Below are 18,591 nucleotides of genomic sequence, written 5' to 3' on the forward strand. Positions count from 1 at the left end.
CGCAGGTGCGCAACATCGCCGACGTGACCAAGGCCGTGGCCGCGGGCGACCTGTCCAAGAAGATCACCGTCGACGTGAAGGGCGAGATCCTGGAGCTCAAGAACACCGTCAACACGATGGTGGACCAGTTGAGCTCCTTCGCCGCGGAGGTGACCCGCGTGGCGCGCGAGGTCGGCACCGAGGGCAAGCTCGGCGGCCAGGCCGACGTGCAGGGCGTGGCCGGGACATGGAAGGACCTGACCGACTCGGTCAACTCGATGGCGTCCAACCTGACCTCGCAGGTGCGCAACATCGCCGACGTGACCAAGGCCGTGGCCGCGGGCGACCTGTCCAAGAAGATCACCGTCGACGTGCTCGGCGAGATCCTGGAGCTCAAGACCACGATCAACACGATGGTGGACCAGCTCTCCTCGTTCGCGGCGGAAGTGACCCGCGTGGCGCGCGAGGTGGGCACCGAGGGCCGTCTCGGCGGCCAGGCCACGGTGCGCGGCGTGTCGGGGACCTGGAAGGACCTGACCGACAACGTGAACTTCATGGCCGGCAACCTGACCGGCCAGGTGCGCGGCATCGCCAAGGTGGTGACCGCGGTGGCCAACGGCGACCTGGCGCAGAAGCTGACCGTGGAGGCCAAGGGCGAGATCGCCGCGCTGGCCGACACCATCAACTCGATGACGGACACGCTGGCGATCTTCGCCGACCAGGTGACCACCGTCGCCCGCGAGGTGGGCGTCGAAGGCAAGCTCGGCGGCCAGGCCAAGGTGCCGGGCGCATCCGGCACCTGGAAGGGCCTGACGGAGAACGTGAACGAGCTCGCCGCCAACCTGACCACGCAGGTGCGCGCGATCGCGGAGGTCGCCACCGCCGTGACCCAGGGCGACCTGACGCGCTCGATCACCGTCGAGACGCAGGGCGAGGTCGCGTCCCTCAAGGACACGATCAACGAGATGATCCGCAACCTGAAGGACACGACGCAGAAGAACACCGAGCAGGACTGGCTCAAGACCAACCTGGCCAAGTTCACGCGGATGCTGCAGGGCCAGAAGGACCTGGTGACCGTCGGTCAGCTGATCCTGAGCGAACTGGCGCCCGTCGTGGGCGTGCAGCAGGCCGAGTTCTTCGTGCTCAACATGCGCGGCGAGATGCCCCGCCTGAAGCTGATCGCCAGCTACGCCTCCGGCGGCCTGGCCACGCACGGCAAGGAGCTGGCGCTGGGCCAGGGGCTGGTCGGCCAGTGCGCGCTGGACCAGGAGAAGATCCTGCTCACCAACGTGCCGGGCACGGCCTTCCGCATCGCGTCGGGCCTCAGCGAGACCGCCGCGATGGAAGTGCTGGTGCTGCCCGTGGTCTTCGAAGGCCGCGTGCGCGGCGTGCTGGAGCTGGCCTCGCTGGAACGCTTCAGTTCGACCCACCAGGCCTTCCTCGACCAGCTGACCGAATCCATCGGCATCGTGATCAACACGATCGAGGCCAGCACCCGCACGGAAGACCTGCTGATCCAGTCGCAGTCGCTCGCGGAAGAACTGCAGCGCCGGCAGCAGGAACTGCAGCAGACCAACGGCGAGCTGCAGGAAAAGGCGCAGCTGCTGGCCCACCAGAACCAGGAGGTCGAGCGCAAGAACACCGAGGTCGAACAGGCCCGCCAGGCGCTGGAGGAAAAGGCCGAGCAGCTGGCGCTGACCTCGAAGTACAAGTCCGAGTTCCTCGCCAACATGTCGCACGAGCTGCGCACGCCGCTGAACTCGCTGCTGATCCTGTCCGACCAGCTCTGCAAGAACAGCGAGGGCAACCTCACGCTCAAGCAGGTCGAGTTCTCCAAGACCATCCACGCGTCCGGCAACGACCTGCTGATGCTGATCAACGACATCCTGGACCTGTCCAAGATCGAGTCGGGCACGGTGGCCGTCGACGTCAGCGAGCTGCGGCTGGACGAGCTGCAGCGCTCGGTGGAGCGCAGCTTCCGCCACTTCGCGGATTCCAAGCACGTCGGCTTCGCCGTGGAGATGGACCCGCCGCTGCCCAAGTCGCTGGTCACCGACGTCAAGCGGCTGCAGCAGATCATCAAGAACCTGCTGTCCAACGCCTTCAAGTTCACGCACCAGGGGCAGGTCACCTTCAGCGTGAGCGCGGCGGCCGAGGGCTGGTCGGCCGACAACGAGGCGCTCAACCATGCCGGCCAGGTGATCGCGTTCGCGGTCGCGGACACCGGCATCGGCATCTCCGCCGACAAGCAGCAGATCATCTTCGAGGCCTTCCAGCAGGCCGACGGCTCGACCTCGCGCAAGTACGGCGGCACCGGCCTGGGCCTGGCCATCAGCCGCGAACTCGCGCGGCTGCTGGGCGGCGAGATCCGGCTCGTCAGCGCGCCGGGCCGCGGCTCCACCTTCACGCTCTACCTGCCGCAGCACTATGCGCCGGCACGCAACGCGCGTCCGCGCAACGCGCCGGGCACGCCGGCCAGATCCGGGGCAGCCGGGACCTCCGGCGCGCCGAACGGCACCACCGCCGGCGAAGAGCGCGACGACCTGCCGACCCACTCCCCGGCCGCGATCACCGCCGCGGAACTGGCCGAGGCGGCCGTGCAGCGCGCGGCCGCGCGGCGGGCGCCGTCCGGCCGGACGGGCGAGGACCACGACAGCGGGAACGGGAATGGCAAGGCCGGCGGCAACGGCGATGGCAGCAGCGATGGCAGCGCCGACGCGAGCCGCGACAGCGGCATGACGCCGCTGGACGCGCATCGCGTCCAGATGGACACGCCGCCGGACAGCATCGTGTTCGCCAACGTCGCCAAGGACGACCGCGAGGACATCGCCAGCGGCGACCGGGTGCTGCTGATCGTCGAGAACGACCTGGCCTTCGCGGGCGTGCTGCTCGAAGCGGCGCGCCAGGGCGGCATGAAGGGTCTGGTGGCGACGACCGGCGCGGGCGCGCTCGCGATGGCGCAGGAGTTCCGGCCCAGCCTGATCACGCTGGACATCTTCCTGCCCGACATGCAGGGCTGGCGCGTGCTGGACCGGCTCAAGTCCGATCCCGACATGCGCCACCTCCCGGTGTGCGTGGTCTCCACGGACGACGCGCGCGAACGCGCGCTGCAGGCCGGCGCCCTGGGCTTCCTGGCCAAGCCCCTGCAGTCGCGCGACGACGTCGAGGTCGCCCTGCGCGACCTGCAGCGCTACCTGGACCGTCCGCGACGACGTCTCGCGGTGGCGATGCCCGAGAGCGCGGAGCGGCTCGCGCTGCTGTCACCGCTGGGCAGCGACGTCGAGACCGTGTTCGTGCAGACGGCGGCCCAGGCGCGCGAGGTGCTTCCCGGCGTCGACGCGCTGCTGGTGGACGCGGTCGCCAGCGCCTTCGGTCCGCAGGACGTGCTGGATGCGCTCGAGCAGCGGCCCGGCACGCTGCCGCTGCCGGTGGTCGCCTTGAACACCGCAGGCAGTGCCGGATCGGCGACTGCGACTGCGACTGCGACGGGGACGCCGGGCGCGCCCGAGTCGTCCGAGGCCCTGGCCGCCGCCCGTCGCTGGACGCGGCCGCACGGGCTGCCGGTGCGCACGGCCACCGGGACCGACGCGGCGCTGGCGGCGATGGCGCTGGCGCTGCATCGCGCCCCGGCCGACATGGGCGACGGCGAACGCCAGGCGTTGCACGACGCGCAGGAGGTCAGTTGTCCGATGGTGGGCAAGAAGGCGCTGATCGTCGACGACGACATGCGCAACATCTTCGCGCTGGCCACGGTGCTGGACTCGCACGGGATGGTGATCGTCTCGGCCGACAACGGCCGCGAGGCGATCCGGATCGTGCAGGAGGATCCGTCCATCGACATCGTGCTGATGGACATCATGATGCCGGAGATGGACGGCCTGGAGACCATGCAGCAGATCCGCCGCCTGCCGCGCGGCCGCGAGCTGCCGATGGTCGCCGTCACCGCCAAGGCGATGAAGGGCGACCGCCAGAAGTGCATCGAGGCCGGCGCCTGGGACTACCTCTCCAAGCCGGTGGACCCCGCCAACATGCTGACCGTGCTGCGGGGCTGGCTATGCCGCTGAGCGCGCTCTACGACGGCTATGCGACGCCGGACGCGGCGGCGCGCGCCAGCATCCTGATCGTGGACGACCTGCCGGAGAAGCTGCTCGTCTTCGAGACCATCCTGGCCGACCTCGACCAGCACCTGGTGATCGCGCGCTCCGGCAGCGAGGCGCTGCGCGAGGTGCTGCGCCAGCAGTTCGCGGTGATCCTGATGGACGTGAACATGCCGGGCATCGACGGCCTGGAGACGGCCCGGCTGATCCGCGGCTACCGGCGTTCGGCGCACACGCCCATCATCTTCGTCACCGCCTACGCGGACGAGCTGCAGACGGCGCAAGGCTACTCGCTCGGGGCGGTCGACTACATCCTCTCGCCGGTGATCCCGGACGTGCTGCGCAGCAAGGTGCGCGTCTTCGTCGACCTGTTCCTCATGCAGCAGCGGCTGCGGCAGCAGGCGCTGGAGCGCATCGCGATCGCGCGCGCCGAGGCCGCGCAGCGCGCCGCCGAGGAGAACACGCGGCGCTCGATCTTCCTGGCGCAGGCGGGTCGCGAACTGGCCGATTCGCTGGACGCGGACGTCGCGATGCGACGGCTGCTCTCGCTGGTGGTGCCGAGCTTCGCCTCGCGCGCGCTGCTGTGGCTGCGCGACGCCGGCCACGGGCACGAACGCGTGCTGCGTTGCGACGCGCCCGTCGCCGCCGGTGAAGCGCCCCTGTTCATCGAGGGTCGCGAGCAGATGCTGTCCGAGGTGCTCTACAACGCCACGCGCAGCGCGCTCGAACAGATGGTGCCGGCGCTGCTGCCGGGCGGTTCGCCGACGGCGCAGGCCCAGCCGACCTTCGCGCCGTCCGGCCTGCCCGACGACGAGCCCGCGCCGCGCGCGCTGCTGCATCGCGACACCGCCGCCGGCGCCGTGCTGCCGCTGGTCGCCGGCGAACGCACGCTCGGCGGTCTGCTGCTGGGCGACCCGCACCAGCCGCCGGACTGGCCGACGCTGGAAGAGCTGGCGGGCCGCGCCGCGATCGCCTTCGAGAACGCACGGCTGTACGGCGCGCTGCAGGCGGAGATCGTCGAACGCCGCCAGGCCGAGGCCGAGCTGCTCGAGGCCAGCCGTCGCAAGGACGAGTTCCTCGCGATGCTGTCGCATGAACTGCGCAATCCGCTGGCGCCGATCCGCAACGCGATCGAGGTGATGCGCGCGTTGGCCGGCGGCGACGACACCCGCCTCGGCGAAGCGGTGGCGGTCACCGATCGTCAGGCCAAGCACCTAACGCGGCTGGTCGACGAGCTGCTCGACGTGGCGCGCATCAGCCAGGGCAAGATCGTGCTGAAGAACGAGACGCTCGATCTGCGCGACATCGTGCGCCACGGCCTGGAGCCGGTGCAGTCGCTGATCGAGTCGCAAGGACAGCAGTTGCGCCTCCAGCTTCCGGACCATCCGGCGCCGATACGCGGCGACGCGGCCCGGCTGATCCAGGTCGTCACCAACCTCGTGCACAACGCGAGCAAGTACACCGCCCCGGACGGGTCCATCGAATTGACGCTGACCCGCGAGGAGGCGGAGGGCGCCGATCGCTCCGCGACGTTCGTCCTGGCCGTGCGCGACAACGGACGCGGCATCGCCGCGTCGCTGCTGCCGCATGTGTTCGACCTGTTCGAGCAGGGGCCGCGCGGGCTGGATCGCAACCAGGGAGGCCTGGGCGTGGGACTGACGCTGGTGCAGCGCCTGGTGCAGCTGCACCACGGTCACGTGGTGGCGAACAGCGATGGGCCGGGCCACGGCTCGACATTCGAGGTGCGCCTGCCGGCCGCCGCCGTGGAGGAAACACCGATGACGACCGCCGACGTTCCGCCTCCAGTGCCCGTGGCACGCGACGAGCCGCGAGACCGCGGCGGTCCCTGCCGCGTGATGGTCGTCGACGACAACCGCGATGCGGCCGACTCGATGGCGGTGTTCCTGGAACTGGCGGGCCTGGAGACCACGGTGCAGCTCGACGGTCCTTGCGCGCTGGATGCCGCCGCGGCGTGGGCGCCACACGTGGTGCTGCTCGACATCGGCCTGCCCGGGCTGGACGGCTACGAAGTCGCGCGCCGCCTGCGGGCCGCGCCCGGCGGCGCGGCGGCGCTGCTGATCGCGCTGACCGGCTACGGCCAGCAGGACGATCGCCGTCGTGCGCACGAGGCCGGCTTCGACGTCCACCTCGTCAAGCCGGCGGATCCGGATGCGGTGGTCGAACTGATCCAGGAATGGCGGCAGCGCGACGGCACGGCGCGACCCGCGGAGGCGGCGGCGCGCTGAACGGGAAGCGCCTGGTCGGCACTACGGGGAGGTCTCCGTTCAAGGACCTTCATCATGCCCATCCCCGCCCTCATTGCCGGTGCGCTCATGCCCGCCGCGACCTCGCTCGTCGGCGGCATCGCCGAGAAGGTGGTCTCCAAAGTCGTCGGTCCCCATGCGGGTCAGGTCATCGGCGCCGCAGGCAATGTGGCGACCCAGGCCGTGATGCAGAACGCGGCGTCCAGCACGCCGTCCCTCTTCGCCAGCCGCTGAGCCGTCCCCCTCTCCTTCCCTGCTTCAAGGAACATCACCATGTCCATCGGAATCCCTCCGAACTCAACCAGCACCGGCATCGTCAGCAGTGCCGCCAACACCGTCGGCAGCGTCGTCGAGAAAATCCCCGTTGTCGGTGGCCTGGTCGGCGGGCTCGTCAAAGGCATCGGCAACATCGCCAGCACCCTGTTGCCCGGTATCTTCTGAGGAAGGTGCATGTCGGCGTCGATCCACGCCGCGACACCTCTTCCCGAGACGGGTCGCCCTCCAGCACCCGGCGCCCAGCCCGTTCGCCAGCCAGGCCAGTTCCTCCGGACCGACGCGTGAAGACGCTCAAGGCGGATGCGGCGTTCCTGGCGCGACTGCGGTCCTGTCCCTTGGCCAAGGCGATCCTCCAGCGGCACGAGAACGAGATCCCGGCGCGCCATCTGACGCCGGTCGATCGCTTCGGACGCGCCGATGCCCGGGAGGCGCTGACCGACCTGGCCCGCACGAAGGTCGATCGTCGGGCCCGCGGCGGCGACGGGCCGCTCCCCGCCTGACGAAAAAAAGGGGCTGCTCCCCAGCAGCCCCTTCCGGTTCACCGGCCCCGTCGCGACGGGGCCTCCAGCGCGGCGATCAGCCGTGCTTCGCGTCGAAGAACTGTTCGTCCTCCGTCGACCCCTTCAGCGCCGCGGTCGACGCCTGCGCTTCGATCGTGGTGGTGACCGCATCGAAGTAACCCGTGCCCACTTCGCGCTGGTGCTTCACGGCGGTGAAGCCCTTCTCGGCGGCGGCGAATTCCGCCTCCTGCAGCTCGACGAAGGCGCTCATGTTGTTGCGTGCGTAGCCGTAGGCCAGGTTGAACATCGAGTAGTTCAGGCTGTGGAAGCCGGCCAGCGTGATGAACTGGAACTTGTAGCCCATCGCGCCCAGCTCGCGCTGGAACTTGGCGATCGTGGCGTCGTCCAGGTTCTTCTTCCAGTTGAAGCTCGGCGAGCAGTTGTAGGCCAGCAGCTTGCCGGGGAACTTCGCGTGGATGGCTTCGGCGAAGGCCTTGGCGAAGGCCAGGTCCGGCTTGCCGGTTTCGCACCAGATCATGTCGGCGTACGGCGCGTAGGCCAGTCCGCGGCTGATGGCCTGCTCCAGGCCGTTGCGGGTGCGGAAGAAGCCTTCGACGGTGCGCTCGCCGGTGCAGAAGGGCTTGTCGTTGTCGTCGATGTCGCTGGTCACCAGGTCGCCGGCCTCGGCGTCGGTGCGGGCCAGCAACACGGTCGGCACGCCCATCGTGTCGGCGGCCAGGCGCGCGGCGACCAGCTTGGCCACCGCTTCACGCGAAGGCACCAGCACCTTGCCGCCCATGTGGCCGCACTTCTTCGCGGCGGCCAGCTGGTCTTCGAAGTGCACGCCCGAAGCGCCCGCCTCGATCATGGCCTTCATCAGTTCGAAGGCGTTCAGCACGCCGCCGAAGCCGGCTTCCGCGTCCGCCACGATGGGCGCGAAGTAGTCGATGTCGCTCTTGCCTTCGCTCCACTGGATCTCGTCGGCGCGCTTGAAGGTGGCATTGATCTTCTTCACCACCTTCGGCACCGAGTCCACCGAATACAGCGACTGGTCGGGGTACATCTCGCCGTTGCTGTTGGCGTCGCCGGCGACCTGCCAGCCCGACAGGTAGATGGCCTTCAGGCCGGCCTTGACCTGCTGCATCGCCTGGTTGCCGGTCAGCGCGCCCAGCGAGTTGATGAAGGGTTCGGTGTTGACGAGGTTCCAGAGCTTTTCGGCGCCGCGCTTGGCCAGGGTGTGCTCGATGTTGATCGAGCCGCGCAGGCGGACCACGTCGGCCGCCGAGTAGCCGCGCTGGATGCCCTTCCACCGGGGGTTCTCCGCCCAGTCCTTCTCGAGGGCGGCAATCTGTTGTTCGCGGGTCGGGGTCGAGGGGGTCATGGTGAGCTCCTGTGGGTTCGAGTGAAGTGGAAAACCGATGGCTCAAATCTAGACGGCTCGACTCCCCTCGTGTCGCTTGCTGTCTTATATAAGACTGGATTTTTATCCTTTAAAAATCAATAACTTGCAAAACAGAAACCGGATCGTGAGAACGGCTCTTCCATGATGAGAAATCTTGCGGCGCTGCAGCACGTCAGTTTTTTGCATGCCGGCAAGTTCTTTTCATAATTTGAAATTCATCGAGGCGCCGGGCGGACGGAATCCTGGCAGATGGAGGAGTCACTCCCTCATTTGCAGCAGTCGTTCGACGCTCCGCCGCAATTCGACAGTCGACCCTTTGAGTCCACCCACCGCACTAGAGCATTCGTGCCGCGACCTGATTTCAGGCCGCCGTGCGCCGGGAAACCGGTCGTGCTCCGCGGCACCGTGGCGACCGTCCGATCGCACGGCGGCAATTTCCCGGAGAAAACCATGGGTGCAATTGCAAGTCTGATTCCGAGCCTGCTGGGCGGCGTGACCGGCGGCGGCGGTGCGGATGCCACCGGCGGCGCGCTGACCACTGGCGTCGGCGGTGTCGTCAACAAGCTGAGCGGCGGCCTGCTGAGCACGATCGGCAACGGCATCGCCTCGCTGTTCGGCGGTTGATCAGCGGCTGATCAGCGGCTGATCCGGACCCGACCGCCGGATCGCCACGAAGGGGCGCTTCATGCGCCCCTTTTTCATTGCCGCGGCTTGGCGACCACGCGCGGCCCGTCGCCCGGCACAACTGCACGTGGATCTCATGTCGCGCTGCACGTTGTCATACAACTCCGCGCGCGGCAACGAGATCGTCAAGGCGCTGGACGAGCTGCCCAAGAGCGACGCCGAGAAGAAGGTCGTCGCCGAGCTGACCGAGTCGCGCCAGACCTACATCGCGACCCGCAACAAGATCGCCGAACTCAAGAAGGGCGGCGACACCGACGCCACCGAGCGGCTGCTCAACGAGCAGTTCCGCCCGCAGGCCGAGGTCTACCTGCAGAAGATGACCGGCTACCTGAAATTCCAGCAGCAGACGCTGGACGAGATGGCGGCGGACGTCGACCACGCGACCCAGAGCGCGCAGACCCGCATCATGGTGATCGGCCTGCTGGCGATCGTCGCGGGCGCGCTGTTCTCGTGGGCGCTGACGCGCTCGGTGACGAAGCCTTTGTCGGAGGCGGTGCGACTGGTCGAGGCCGTGGCCGAGGGCGACCTCACCCAGACGGCGACCGCGCAGGGCAAGGACGAGATCGGCGCGATGGTCGGCGCGCTGGAGCGCATGCGCGCCAGCCTGCAGACGGCGATCTCGCAGGTGCGCGAGTCCTCGGAGAACATCCAGAACGCCTGCCATGAAGTGTCGGCGGGCAACCAGGACCTGAGCCAGCGCACCGAGCAGACGGCGTCCAACGTGCAGCGCGCGGCCAGCACGATGGAGCAGCTCAGCGGCACGGTGGGCCACACGGCGCAGTCCTCGGGCGAGGCCAACAAGCTGGCGGTCGCGGCCTCGACGGTGGCGGCGCGCGGCGGCGAGGTGGTGGCTCAGGTCGTCACCCGGATGCAGGGCATCCACGACAGCTCGCGCAAGATCGCCGACATCATCGGCACCATCGACGGCATCGCGTTCCAGACCAACATCCTGGCGCTGAACGCGGCGGTGGAAGCCGCGCGCGCCGGCGAGCAGGGGCGCGGCTTCGCGGTCGTGGCCTCGGAGGTGCGCACGCTGGCCAGCCGTTCGGCGGCCGCGGCGAAAGAGATCAAGACGCTGATCGCGGCCAGCAACGAGCAGGTCGAAGCCGGCACCGCGCTGGTGAACCGCGCGGGCGACACGATGAGCGAGGTGGTCCAGGCCATCGGCCAGGTGAACCGCATCGTCGGCGAGATCAGCGTGGCCAGCGCCGAACAGGCGATGGGCGTGTCCCAGGTGTCCGGCGCGGTCAGCGAAATGGACGCCGCCACACAGCAGAACGCCGCGATGGTCGAGGAGATCGCCAGCGCGGCGTCCAGCCTGCGCGGCCAGGCGCTGGGCCTGGTCGACGCGGTGCGGGTCTTCCGGATCAGTCGAGCTTGAGCTTCTGCTGCTCGACGACCTTCTTGTAGACCGCGTACTCGGCCTTGATCTGCTCGGAGAACTGCTCCGGCGTATTGCCGATCACGATCGAGCCGGTCTCCTCGATGCGCTTCTTGACCTCGGGCATCTCGACGGTCTTGCGGGCGGCCTCGTTGATCTTGGCGACGACTTCCTTGGGCAGGTTCTTCGGGCCCAGGATGCCGTAATAGGCCATGCGGTTCACCGGCTCCAGCCCGAGTTCCTTGAAGGTCGGCACGTTGGGCAGCACCGCCAGGCGCTGCGGCGCCGCGACGGCGATCGCGACCAGGCGGCCGTCCTTGATGAAGGGCAGCGCGGACGGCAGGTTGTCGAAGATCATCGGCACCTGGCCGGCGACCGTGTCGTTCAGCGCCGGGCCGGCGCCGCGGTACGGGATGTGGGTCACGAAGACGCCGGTCAGGCTCTTGTACAGCTCCATCTGCAGGTGGCCGATGCCGCCCGTGCCCGAGGTCGAGTAGCTGTACTTGCCGGGGTTCTTCTTCAGCTCGGCCACGAAGGCCTTGTAGTCCTTCGCGGGGAAGGACGGATGCACCGCGATCACGTTGGGCGTGGCCGCGAGGTTGATGATGGGCGTGAAGTCCGTCAGCGGGTTGTACGGCGTCTTCGGATTGATCGCGGGGTTGGTGGCCGTGGTGGACACGGTCGCCACGCCCAGCGAGTAGCCGTCGGGCTGCGACTTGGCGGTGTCGTTGGCGCCGATGATGCCGCCGCCGCCGGCCTTGTTCTCGACGATCATCGTCTGGCCCAGCGGACCGTTGATGTGCTGCGCGACGACGCGCGCCACGATGTCGGTCGTGCCGCCCGGAGCGAACGGCACCACCAGCTTGACCGGCTTGGTCGGATAGGACTGGGCCAGCGCCGCGGCGCAGGACAGCGACAGCGTGCTCAGCAGCAGGCCGTGTTGGAGGATCGAGCGACGGTTCATTGGGCTCCTCGTCTTTTGAACAATGGGTAACGTGATCGAAACAGCTTAAGTATGTCGCCGACGGGACTGGCCTAGCGGAACTACGTAGAGACCTCGTCGGAGGGGCGGGAAACCCCTGGCACACTCTGTCGCGACCTTCGAGAGATCCGATGCTGCTGCTGTTGCCTGACTTCCTGCTGATCGTCGCCGGCTTCGCGCTGTGCCGTTGGACGCCGTTGGACCGGCCGGTGTGGGAGGCCGCGGAGAAGCTGGTGTACTTCCTGCTGTTCCCGGTCCTGCTCTTCAATTCGATCTCGCGCAGCAGCCTGTCGCCCGGGGACACGATGGCGCTGATGGCCGGCGGACTGGGCGTGATGCTCAGCGGCATCGCGCTGGCCTTCGCGCTGCGATGGGGGCCCGGCGTCGATGCGAAGACACATGCCTCCGGCGCGCAGGTGGCGTTCCGCTTCAACTCCTTCGTCGCGCTGGCGCTGGCCGAACGGCTGTACGGCGCGCAGGGCGTGGCCTGGATCGCGATGATCGTCGCGGTGTGCGTGCCGGTGGCCAATGTCGCGGCGGTGTATCCGCTGGCCCGGCACGGCGGCCACGGTTATCTGCGCGAGCTGGCGCGCAACCCGCTGATCGTCTCGACGCTGGCGGGACTGGCCGCCAACCTCGCCGGATTGAGGCTGCCGGAGCCCGCGGCCATTTCCCTGCAGAAGATCGGCCTGGCCGCGTTGCCGCTGGGGCTGATGGCGGTCGGCGCGGGGCTGCGGCTCGGCGCGCTGAAGGATGCGCCCGGGCTCGCGACCGCCCTGCTGGCCATCCGCCATCTGATCCTGCCGTTGATCGCCCTGGGCATCGGGCATGCGCTCGCGCTGCCGACGCCGCAGCAGATCGTGCTGCTCGCGTTCGCGGCGATGCCGACGGCGTCCAGCGCCTACGTGCTCGCCGTGCGCATGGGCGGCAACGGGCCGTTCGTCGCGGGGCTGGTCACGGTGTCCACCCTGCTGGGCATGATCATCCTGCCGCTGTGGCTGGGGGTGCTGGCGGCCGCGACCTAGCCGCCCAATCCACCGCACGGCGCGCCAGCGCGGCCGTCGCGTCGATCACCGGGAGGCCCGCCGACGCGGGATCCAGCACCAGCGGAATCTCCGTGCATCCCAGCACGACGGCGCGCGCGCCGCGCGAACGCAGGCGCTGCGCCGCCGCGGCCAGATGCCGGGTCGCCGTCGCGAGCTCCCCCGCCTTGACGGCCGCGATGCCGGGCTCGATCAGCGCGATCATCTCCCCCGCCGTCGGCAGCAGCCAGTGCAGCGCCCGGCCCTGCGGCGGCCTGCGGTTCAGGTAGAGCCCGGAGGCCAGCGTCGCATCGGTCGCCAGCAGGCCGACCTTGCCGCCGTCGGGCACCAGATCGAGCGCCTCGGCGATCGCCGCGTCGACGAGGTGGATCATCGGCAGGCCCAGCGCCTGTTCGAGCTCGTCGAACCACAGATGGGCGGTGTTGCAGGGCACGACCACCACGCCCGCGCCGGCCGCGGCCAGACGCTGTCCGCTGACGATCATCGCGGCGAGCGGCGACTCGCCCTCGCCGCGGAAGGCCGCCGTGCGGTCCGGCACCTGGGGGATGCTGCTGACGACGACGGGGATGTGCTCCTGGTCGGTCGCGGCCGGCGTGGCCTCCAGCAGCTTGCGCATGAAATCGACGGTCGCCAGCGGCCCCATGCCGCCGAGGATGCCGACGATGCCCGGCTCGGCGGGCAGCGCGCCGCCGTCGCCGCGCGGGTCGCGCGGTGGGGTGTGCGTCATGACGGGATCAGCTCGCGGTCAGCGCGCGGGCTTGTCCGACAGCGCCTGCAGGTTGTCCTGCAGCTCGCGGCTCATGGGTGCGCCCAGCGTGATGCCCTTGGGCGGGATGGGCGACTGGAACCACTTCTTGTAGAGCGCCTCGAATTCGCCGCTCTTCATCAGTCCCGCCAGCGTGGCGTCGACCAGCTTCTTGAACGCCGCGTCGTCCTTGCGGACCATGATCGCGTAGGGCTCGACCTGGACCGGGTCGCCCACCACGGCCAGATCCGCCGGGTTGAGCGCGCCGGCGCGCAGCCCGTACAGCAGGATGTCGTCCATCGCGAACGCGTCGGCCCGGCCCGACTGCACCAGCAGCGCCGCGTCGGCGTGGTCCTTGGCGCTGATCAGCTCGAAGCCCAGGTTCTGCTCCTGGTTCATCCGCCGCATCACCTGGAAGTTGGTGGTGCCCGTGGTCGAGACGACCTTCTTCCCCTTGAGGTCGGCGAAGCCCTTGATGGGAGAGTTCGCCTTCACCAGCAGCCGCGTGCCGGTGTAGAAGTAGTTGATCGCGAAGTCCACCTGCTTGGCGCGGTCGCTGTTGTTGGTGGTGGAGCCGCACTCGATGTCGATGGTGCCGTTGTCCAGCAGCGGGATGCGGTTCTGCGAGGTCACCGACTGCGTGGCCACCTTCAGGTCGGCGCGACCCACGGCTTTCTTCACCTGGTCGACGACCTTGCCGCAGATCTCCCAGCCGAAGCCGGTCGGCTGCCCGCCGTCGCCGAGATAGGAGAACGGGATCGAGGAATCCCGGTACGCGACGGTGATGACGCCGGAGGCCTTCACCTTCTCGAGCGTGCCGGCCGGCTGGGCCGACGCGGCACCCGCGGCGGCACCGAGGGCGCCGGCGACGGCGATGGACAGGACGACAACGCGGGGAGCGATCATCTTCATGGCGTTTCCTTTCTCGGAGGGTTGAAGTGTGCAATGACCGGACGATAGTGGCCACCGCCTGTCCCGTGCATCGGCATCTCGCCGCTTCGTATAAGCTGGGCTTATGTTCGTCGCCGGCAGCCGTCCATGCGCCTGAAGCACATCGAAGTCTTCCACGCGGTCATGCTGACGGGCTCCGTGAGCGCGGCCTCAAAGCTGCTGCACGTGACCCAGCCGGCGGTCACGCAGTCCTTGCAGCTGGCTGAGTTGCAGCTGGGCTACGCGCTGTTCACGCGACAACGGCGACGCCTGATGCCCACGCGCGAGGCGCAGGCGCTCTACCCGGAAGTGCAGGCGCTGATGTCGCAGCTCGAGTCGGTGCGACGCATGGCGACCGCCCTGGGCACCGGCGAGGGACAGGGCTTCCGCATCCTGATCGTGCCCTCGCTCGCGGTGAAGGCCCTGCCCCAGGCGCTGAAGGCGTTCCGGCGTCGTTATCGCGATCTGCCGATCAGCGTCCGCACGCTCCATTCGAACGACATCGCCCGGGCGATGCTGCTGCAGGAAGGCGATGTCGGCATCGTGTACGGCCGCCCGGCCCATGCGGCGCTGTCGGACGAACTCGTCGCCACCGGGCGGCTGGTGTGCGCATCGCCGAAGGGAAAGACGGCCGCGGACCGGCGCAGCACGGTCGCACTGCAGGACCTGCTGCGGGAGCCTTTCATCCGCATCGACGAGCGCGATCCGCTGGGCGCCGTGCTCGCGGATCAGTGGGCGCGACTGTCGCTGTCCCCGCGTGCCGGCATCACCGTGCAGACGCATCACATCGCCATGGTGATGGCGGAACAGGGCTTCGGGCCGGCCGTCATCGATTCCTTCACCGCGCAGGCCAGCGGCGGCGATCTGCACATCCGGACGCTGCTGCCCGAGGTGCCGGTCGAGGTGCGCGCGGTTCAGCCGCAGGGGCTGCGGTCGCCGCAGCCGGTCTCGGACTTCATCGAGGCGTTCAGGCAGGCGATCGAGGAGTGACGGCGGGCGGGTCGCGAAGCGCCGCGTCCTGCGCGATCGCCCACGCGATGTGCTCGGCCACCACGGGCGTCGCACCCGGGAGTGCCGCGCGCAACGCCGCCAGCAGGTCGGCGCGCAACGCAGGCGCCAGGTCTTGCCTCAGCGCATTGCCCATCGCCACGGCGATGTTGCGCCGCCAGCGCGCATGACCGATGCGGCGGATCGCGGAGCCTTCGGTACGCTTGAGGAAAGTCGCCTCGTCCCAGGCGAAGAGCATCAGCAGCGACGCGTGACCGAGCGGCTCGCGCCAGTCGAAGTCCCGCAGCGCGTTCCTGCGGGCAAACTTGTTCCACGGGCAGGCGAGCTGGCAATCGTCGCAGCCGTAGATGCGATTGCCGATCGCCTCGCGGAACTCGACCGGAATCGGACCGTCCTGCTCGATCGTCAGGTAGCTGATGCAACGCCTGGCGTCGAGCCGGTACGGGGCGATGATCGCCCCGGTCGGGCAGGCGTCGAGGCACGCGCGGCACTGGCCGCAATGCGCGGTGACGGGCGCGCTGGGCGGCAGGGCGAGGTCCAGGTAGATCTCGCCGAGGAAGAACATCGAGCCGCTGTCGCGATGCAGTGTCAGCGTGTGCTTGCCGCGCCAGCCGATCCCGGAGCGACTGGCCAGTTCGACCTCCAGCACCGGCGCGGAGTCGGTGAACACGCGGTGCCCCATCGGGCCGACCCGTTCCTGGATGCGGTCCGCGAGCTGCTGCAGCCGCTGGCGCAGCACCTTGTGATAGTCCCGGCCGCGGGCGTAGAGCGAGACCTGCGCGCGCGCCGGGTCGCGCATCGCGGCCCATTCGCGGTCCTGCCAGTCGTCGCCGGCGGCCTCGGGCAGGTAGTCCATGCGGGCGGTCAGGATGCTGATGGTGCCGGGCACCAGTTCGGCGGGCCTGGCGCGTTTGAGTCCGTGGGCGGCCATGTACTGCATCTCGCCGTGGAAACCGGCGTCCAGCCAGGCCTGCAAACCTGCTTCCGCATCGCTCAGATCGACGTGGGCCACCCCAATCTGTGAGAATCCGAACTCAAGCGCCCAGGCGCGGACCTCGACCATCAGCGCGACCAGCGCGTCGGGGTGTCGGGAGGGGTCGGCCGCATCTCCGGAAGATGCGTCGGACCGTGGGGTGTTGACCAGGGAATTCATCGCAGTTGAGCATTCTAGAAACCCGCCCGTACCGTTGGCCCGACGAGGCCGCCTGCGAACGTTTCGCACAGGCGTTGGCCCGCTGTCCGCAGATCGCGGACCTGAGCATCGAACTCGACGGCGGCCTGGGGGCCGGCAAGACCAGCCTGGTGCGACACCTGTTGCGCGCGCTGGGCGTCACCGGCCGCATCAAGAGCCCGAGTTACGCGGTGGTCGAAGACTACGCCCCGCCGGGGCTCTCCGGTCTCCCCGCCCATCATTTCGACTTCTACCGCTTCAGCGACCCGCGCGAATGGGAGGACGCGGGCTTCCGCGACCTGTTCGCCGCGCCGGGGCTCAAGCTCAGCGAATGGCCCGAGAAGGCGGCCGGCATGCTGCCGACGCCGGACCTGCGGCTGCTGCTCCAGGTCAACGACGACGACAGCCGCGACGTCCGGGCTGAAGCACGCACGGTGCGGGGTCAGGATTTGCTGGTGGCGCTCGATCGGCAACTGGCCGACGCTTCCGATTGACGGCGATGCGACCGCGCGCTTTCCCACGATCGCAGACATGCACGGAGACATGAAAGCAGACATGACCGGCCTGCCCACCCCTTCGACGTCGGACTCGAACCCGGTCGACATCCCCTCCCGCGGCCGCCGCAAGGCGCTGGGCCGCATGGGCGCGACGGTGTTGAGCTTCTCCGTGCTGCCCGCCGTGCCGGCGCTGGCGGCGAGCGCGACCAACATCGTGGCCGTGCGCGTCTGGCCGGCGAGCGACTACACCCGCGTGACGATCGAATCCGACCGGCAACTGGCCGCCAAGAGTTTCATGGCGACGAATCCGGACCGGCTGGTGATCGACATCGACGGGCTGACGCTGGATGCGGGCCTGAAGGAGCTGCTGGGCAAGGTCAAGCCGGACGATCCGTTCATCGCCGGCGTGCGCGTGGGCCAGAACCAGCCGCGCGTGGTGCGCATCGTGCTGGACCTGAAGCAGACCGTGGCGCCGCAGGTGTTCACGATCGAGCCGGTCGCGGCTTACCAGAACCGGCTGGTGCTGGACCTGTATCCGACGCGTGAGCGCGATCCGCTGCTGGACCTGGTGCGCGGCAAGGAAGCCGCCGAGACGGCGGCGGCGCAATCGGTGAACGACGCGTTGGGCGAGTTGATCGGACGCATCGACCGGCCGCTGACGGCGGCCTCGTCGGCGGAGCAGGCGGCGAGCGCCGCCGCGACGTCGCCGCAGCGTCCCGCGAGCGCGACGGCGATCGCGAAGATCGACACCCCGCCGCCGGCCGCGCCGCCGCTGAAGGAGGTCGCGCCGGAGATGAGCCAGACCAAGCTGGACCGGCTCATCGTGATCGCGATCGATCCGGGCCATGGTGGCGAGGATCCGGGCGCGATCGGCCCGACGGGCCTGAGAGAGAAGGACGTGGTGCTGGCGATCGGCAAGAAGCTGCGCGACCGGCTGAATGCGAACCCGCGCATCCGCGTGATGATGACGCGCGACGCGGACTTCTTCGTCCCGCTGAACGAGCGGGTGCGCAAGGCGAGACGGGTGCAGGCCGACCTGTTCGTGTCCATCCATGCGGACGCCTTCATCACGCCGAAGGCGCGGGGTGCGTCGGTCTTCGCCTTGTCGACCAGCGGCGCGAGCTCGACGAACGCGCGCTGGATGGCCGACAAGGAGAACGCGGCCGACGTGATCGGCGGCGTCAACAACAAGGTGGTGAAGGATGCCGGCGTGCTGCGCGCGATGCTGGACATGAGCACCTCGGCGCAGATCAAGGACAGCCTGAAGCTGGGCGGCGAAGTGCTGGGCCAGATCGGCAAGCTGGCCAAGCTGCACAAGGGCAGCGTCGAGCAGGCCGGTTTCGCGGTGCTGAAGGCGCCGGACGTGCCGTCCATCCTGGTGGAGACGGCCTTCATCTCCAACCCCGAGGAAGAAGCGAAATTGCGCGACCCGGACTACCAGGACGACCTGGTCAAGGCGCTGGCGACCGGCATCGCGCGGTACTTCGCGAAGAACCCGCCGCTGGCGGCGAGGCATCGGGCGTGGGGGGGGGGGGGGGGGGGGGGCCCCCCCCCCGCGGCGGTGGCCGTACGGAAGCCTCTTCAGATCCGCGCGCGCAGGCTGAGCCGGAAGGTGCGCGGCTCCATCGGATG

At 69.1% G+C, this 18,591-nt stretch carries 16 protein-coding genes; 11 read left to right on the forward strand and 5 right to left on the reverse strand.

Annotated features, from left to right (window positions below):
• The 5 genes from PV762_RS27610 to PV762_RS27630 form a co-directional block, all read left to right on the forward strand.
• Nucleotides 1-4,043: response regulator (locus PV762_RS27610; RefSeq protein ID WP_421038206.1), on the forward strand; the 4,043-nt coding region annotated here is incomplete at its 5' end.
• Complete coding sequence (locus tag PV762_RS27615; protein ID WP_421038207.1) at nucleotides 4,034-6,322, forward strand: response regulator; 2,289 nt, start codon at nucleotides 4,034-4,036, stop codon at nucleotides 6,320-6,322. The genes PV762_RS27610 and PV762_RS27615, both read left to right, overlap by 10 nt.
• A 54-nt stretch (nucleotides 6,323-6,376) precedes the next feature.
• Nucleotides 6,377-6,574 carry a hypothetical protein gene (locus tag PV762_RS27620; protein WP_421038208.1) on the forward strand — a complete coding sequence of 66 codons (198 nt, stop codon included), beginning with the start codon at nucleotides 6,377-6,379 and terminating at the stop codon, nucleotides 6,572-6,574.
• Nucleotides 6,575-6,613: 39 nt separating this feature from the next.
• Nucleotides 6,614-6,781, forward strand: coding sequence for a hypothetical protein (locus PV762_RS27625; protein ID WP_421038209.1), 168 nt, complete (start codon nucleotides 6,614-6,616; stop codon nucleotides 6,779-6,781).
• 116 nt (nucleotides 6,782-6,897) lie between these two features.
• A complete protein-coding gene (locus tag PV762_RS27630; protein WP_421038210.1) occupies nucleotides 6,898-7,116 on the forward strand; it encodes a hypothetical protein in 219 nt (72 codons plus the stop codon).
• A 76-nt stretch (nucleotides 7,117-7,192) separates the two neighbouring features.
• Here the strand turns inward: PV762_RS27630 and aceA are convergent, their stop codons facing one another.
• On the reverse strand, nucleotides 7,193-8,497 hold the full coding sequence (gene aceA, locus PV762_RS27635) for an isocitrate lyase (RefSeq protein WP_421038211.1): 1,305 nt from the start codon (nucleotides 8,495-8,497) through the stop codon (nucleotides 7,193-7,195).
• Between the two features lie 471 nt (nucleotides 8,498-8,968).
• Here aceA and PV762_RS27640 point away from each other — a divergent pair, with 471 nt between their 5' ends.
• Together PV762_RS27640 and PV762_RS27645 are read left to right on the forward strand one after the other, a co-directional pair.
• Nucleotides 8,969-9,142: a hypothetical protein gene (locus PV762_RS27640; RefSeq protein WP_421038212.1), complete on the forward strand. Its 174-nt coding sequence runs from the start codon at nucleotides 8,969-8,971 to the stop codon at nucleotides 9,140-9,142.
• 151 nt (nucleotides 9,143-9,293) lie between these two features.
• Nucleotides 9,294-10,583, forward strand: a complete 1,290-nt coding sequence (locus PV762_RS27645; RefSeq protein ID WP_421038213.1) for a methyl-accepting chemotaxis protein — start codon at nucleotides 9,294-9,296, stop codon at nucleotides 10,581-10,583.
• Here PV762_RS27645 and PV762_RS27650 read toward each other — a convergent pair.
• A complete protein-coding gene (locus tag PV762_RS27650; RefSeq protein ID WP_421038214.1) occupies nucleotides 10,570-11,547 on the reverse strand; it encodes a tripartite tricarboxylate transporter substrate binding protein BugE in 978 nt (325 codons plus the stop codon). The two genes, PV762_RS27645 and PV762_RS27650, sit on opposite strands and share 14 nt — an antisense overlap.
• 149 nt (nucleotides 11,548-11,696) lie before the next feature.
• On the opposite strand from PV762_RS27650, the gene PV762_RS27655 reads away from it, so the two are divergent.
• Nucleotides 11,697-12,590 (forward strand): AEC family transporter, encoded by an 894-nt coding sequence (locus tag PV762_RS27655; protein ID WP_421038215.1) that lies wholly within the window; start codon nucleotides 11,697-11,699, stop codon nucleotides 12,588-12,590.
• On the opposite strand, the gene PV762_RS27660 is transcribed toward PV762_RS27655, so the two are convergent.
• Together PV762_RS27660 and PV762_RS27665 are read right to left on the reverse strand one after the other, a co-directional pair.
• Nucleotides 12,547-13,335, reverse strand: a complete 789-nt coding sequence (locus tag PV762_RS27660; RefSeq protein WP_421038216.1) for an aspartate/glutamate racemase family protein — start codon at nucleotides 13,333-13,335, stop codon at nucleotides 12,547-12,549. The two genes, PV762_RS27655 and PV762_RS27660, sit on opposite strands and share 44 nt — an antisense overlap.
• 18 nt (nucleotides 13,336-13,353) lie before the next feature.
• Complete coding sequence (locus tag PV762_RS27665) at nucleotides 13,354-14,259, reverse strand: amino acid ABC transporter substrate-binding protein (RefSeq protein WP_421038220.1); 906 nt, start codon at nucleotides 14,257-14,259, stop codon at nucleotides 13,354-13,356.
• 132 nt (nucleotides 14,260-14,391) lie between these two features.
• Here PV762_RS27665 and PV762_RS27670 point away from each other — a divergent pair, with 132 nt between their 5' ends.
• A complete protein-coding gene (locus PV762_RS27670; protein WP_421038217.1) occupies nucleotides 14,392-15,273 on the forward strand; it encodes a LysR family transcriptional regulator in 882 nt (293 codons plus the stop codon).
• On the opposite strand, the gene queG is transcribed toward PV762_RS27670, so the two are convergent.
• Nucleotides 15,251-16,354, reverse strand: coding sequence for a tRNA epoxyqueuosine(34) reductase QueG (gene queG / locus PV762_RS27675; RefSeq protein ID WP_421038221.1), 1,104 nt, complete (start codon nucleotides 16,352-16,354; stop codon nucleotides 15,251-15,253). The genes PV762_RS27670 and queG overlap by 23 nt on opposite strands.
• Nucleotides 16,355-16,449: 95 nt before the next feature.
• On the opposite strand from queG, the gene tsaE reads away from it, so the two are divergent.
• On the forward strand, nucleotides 16,450-16,956 hold the full coding sequence (gene tsaE, locus PV762_RS27680) for a tRNA (adenosine(37)-N6)-threonylcarbamoyltransferase complex ATPase subunit type 1 TsaE (RefSeq protein WP_421038218.1): 507 nt from the start codon (nucleotides 16,450-16,452) through the stop codon (nucleotides 16,954-16,956).
• 49 nt (nucleotides 16,957-17,005) lie between these two features.
• The coding region (locus tag PV762_RS27685; protein ID WP_421038219.1) for an N-acetylmuramoyl-L-alanine amidase at nucleotides 17,006-18,591 on the forward strand (1,586 nt) is incomplete at its 3' end.

The sequence above is a fragment of the Mitsuaria sp. CC2 genome, from assembly GCF_048957715.1.
Taxonomy (GTDB): Bacteria; Pseudomonadota; Gammaproteobacteria; order Burkholderiales; family Burkholderiaceae_C; genus Roseateles.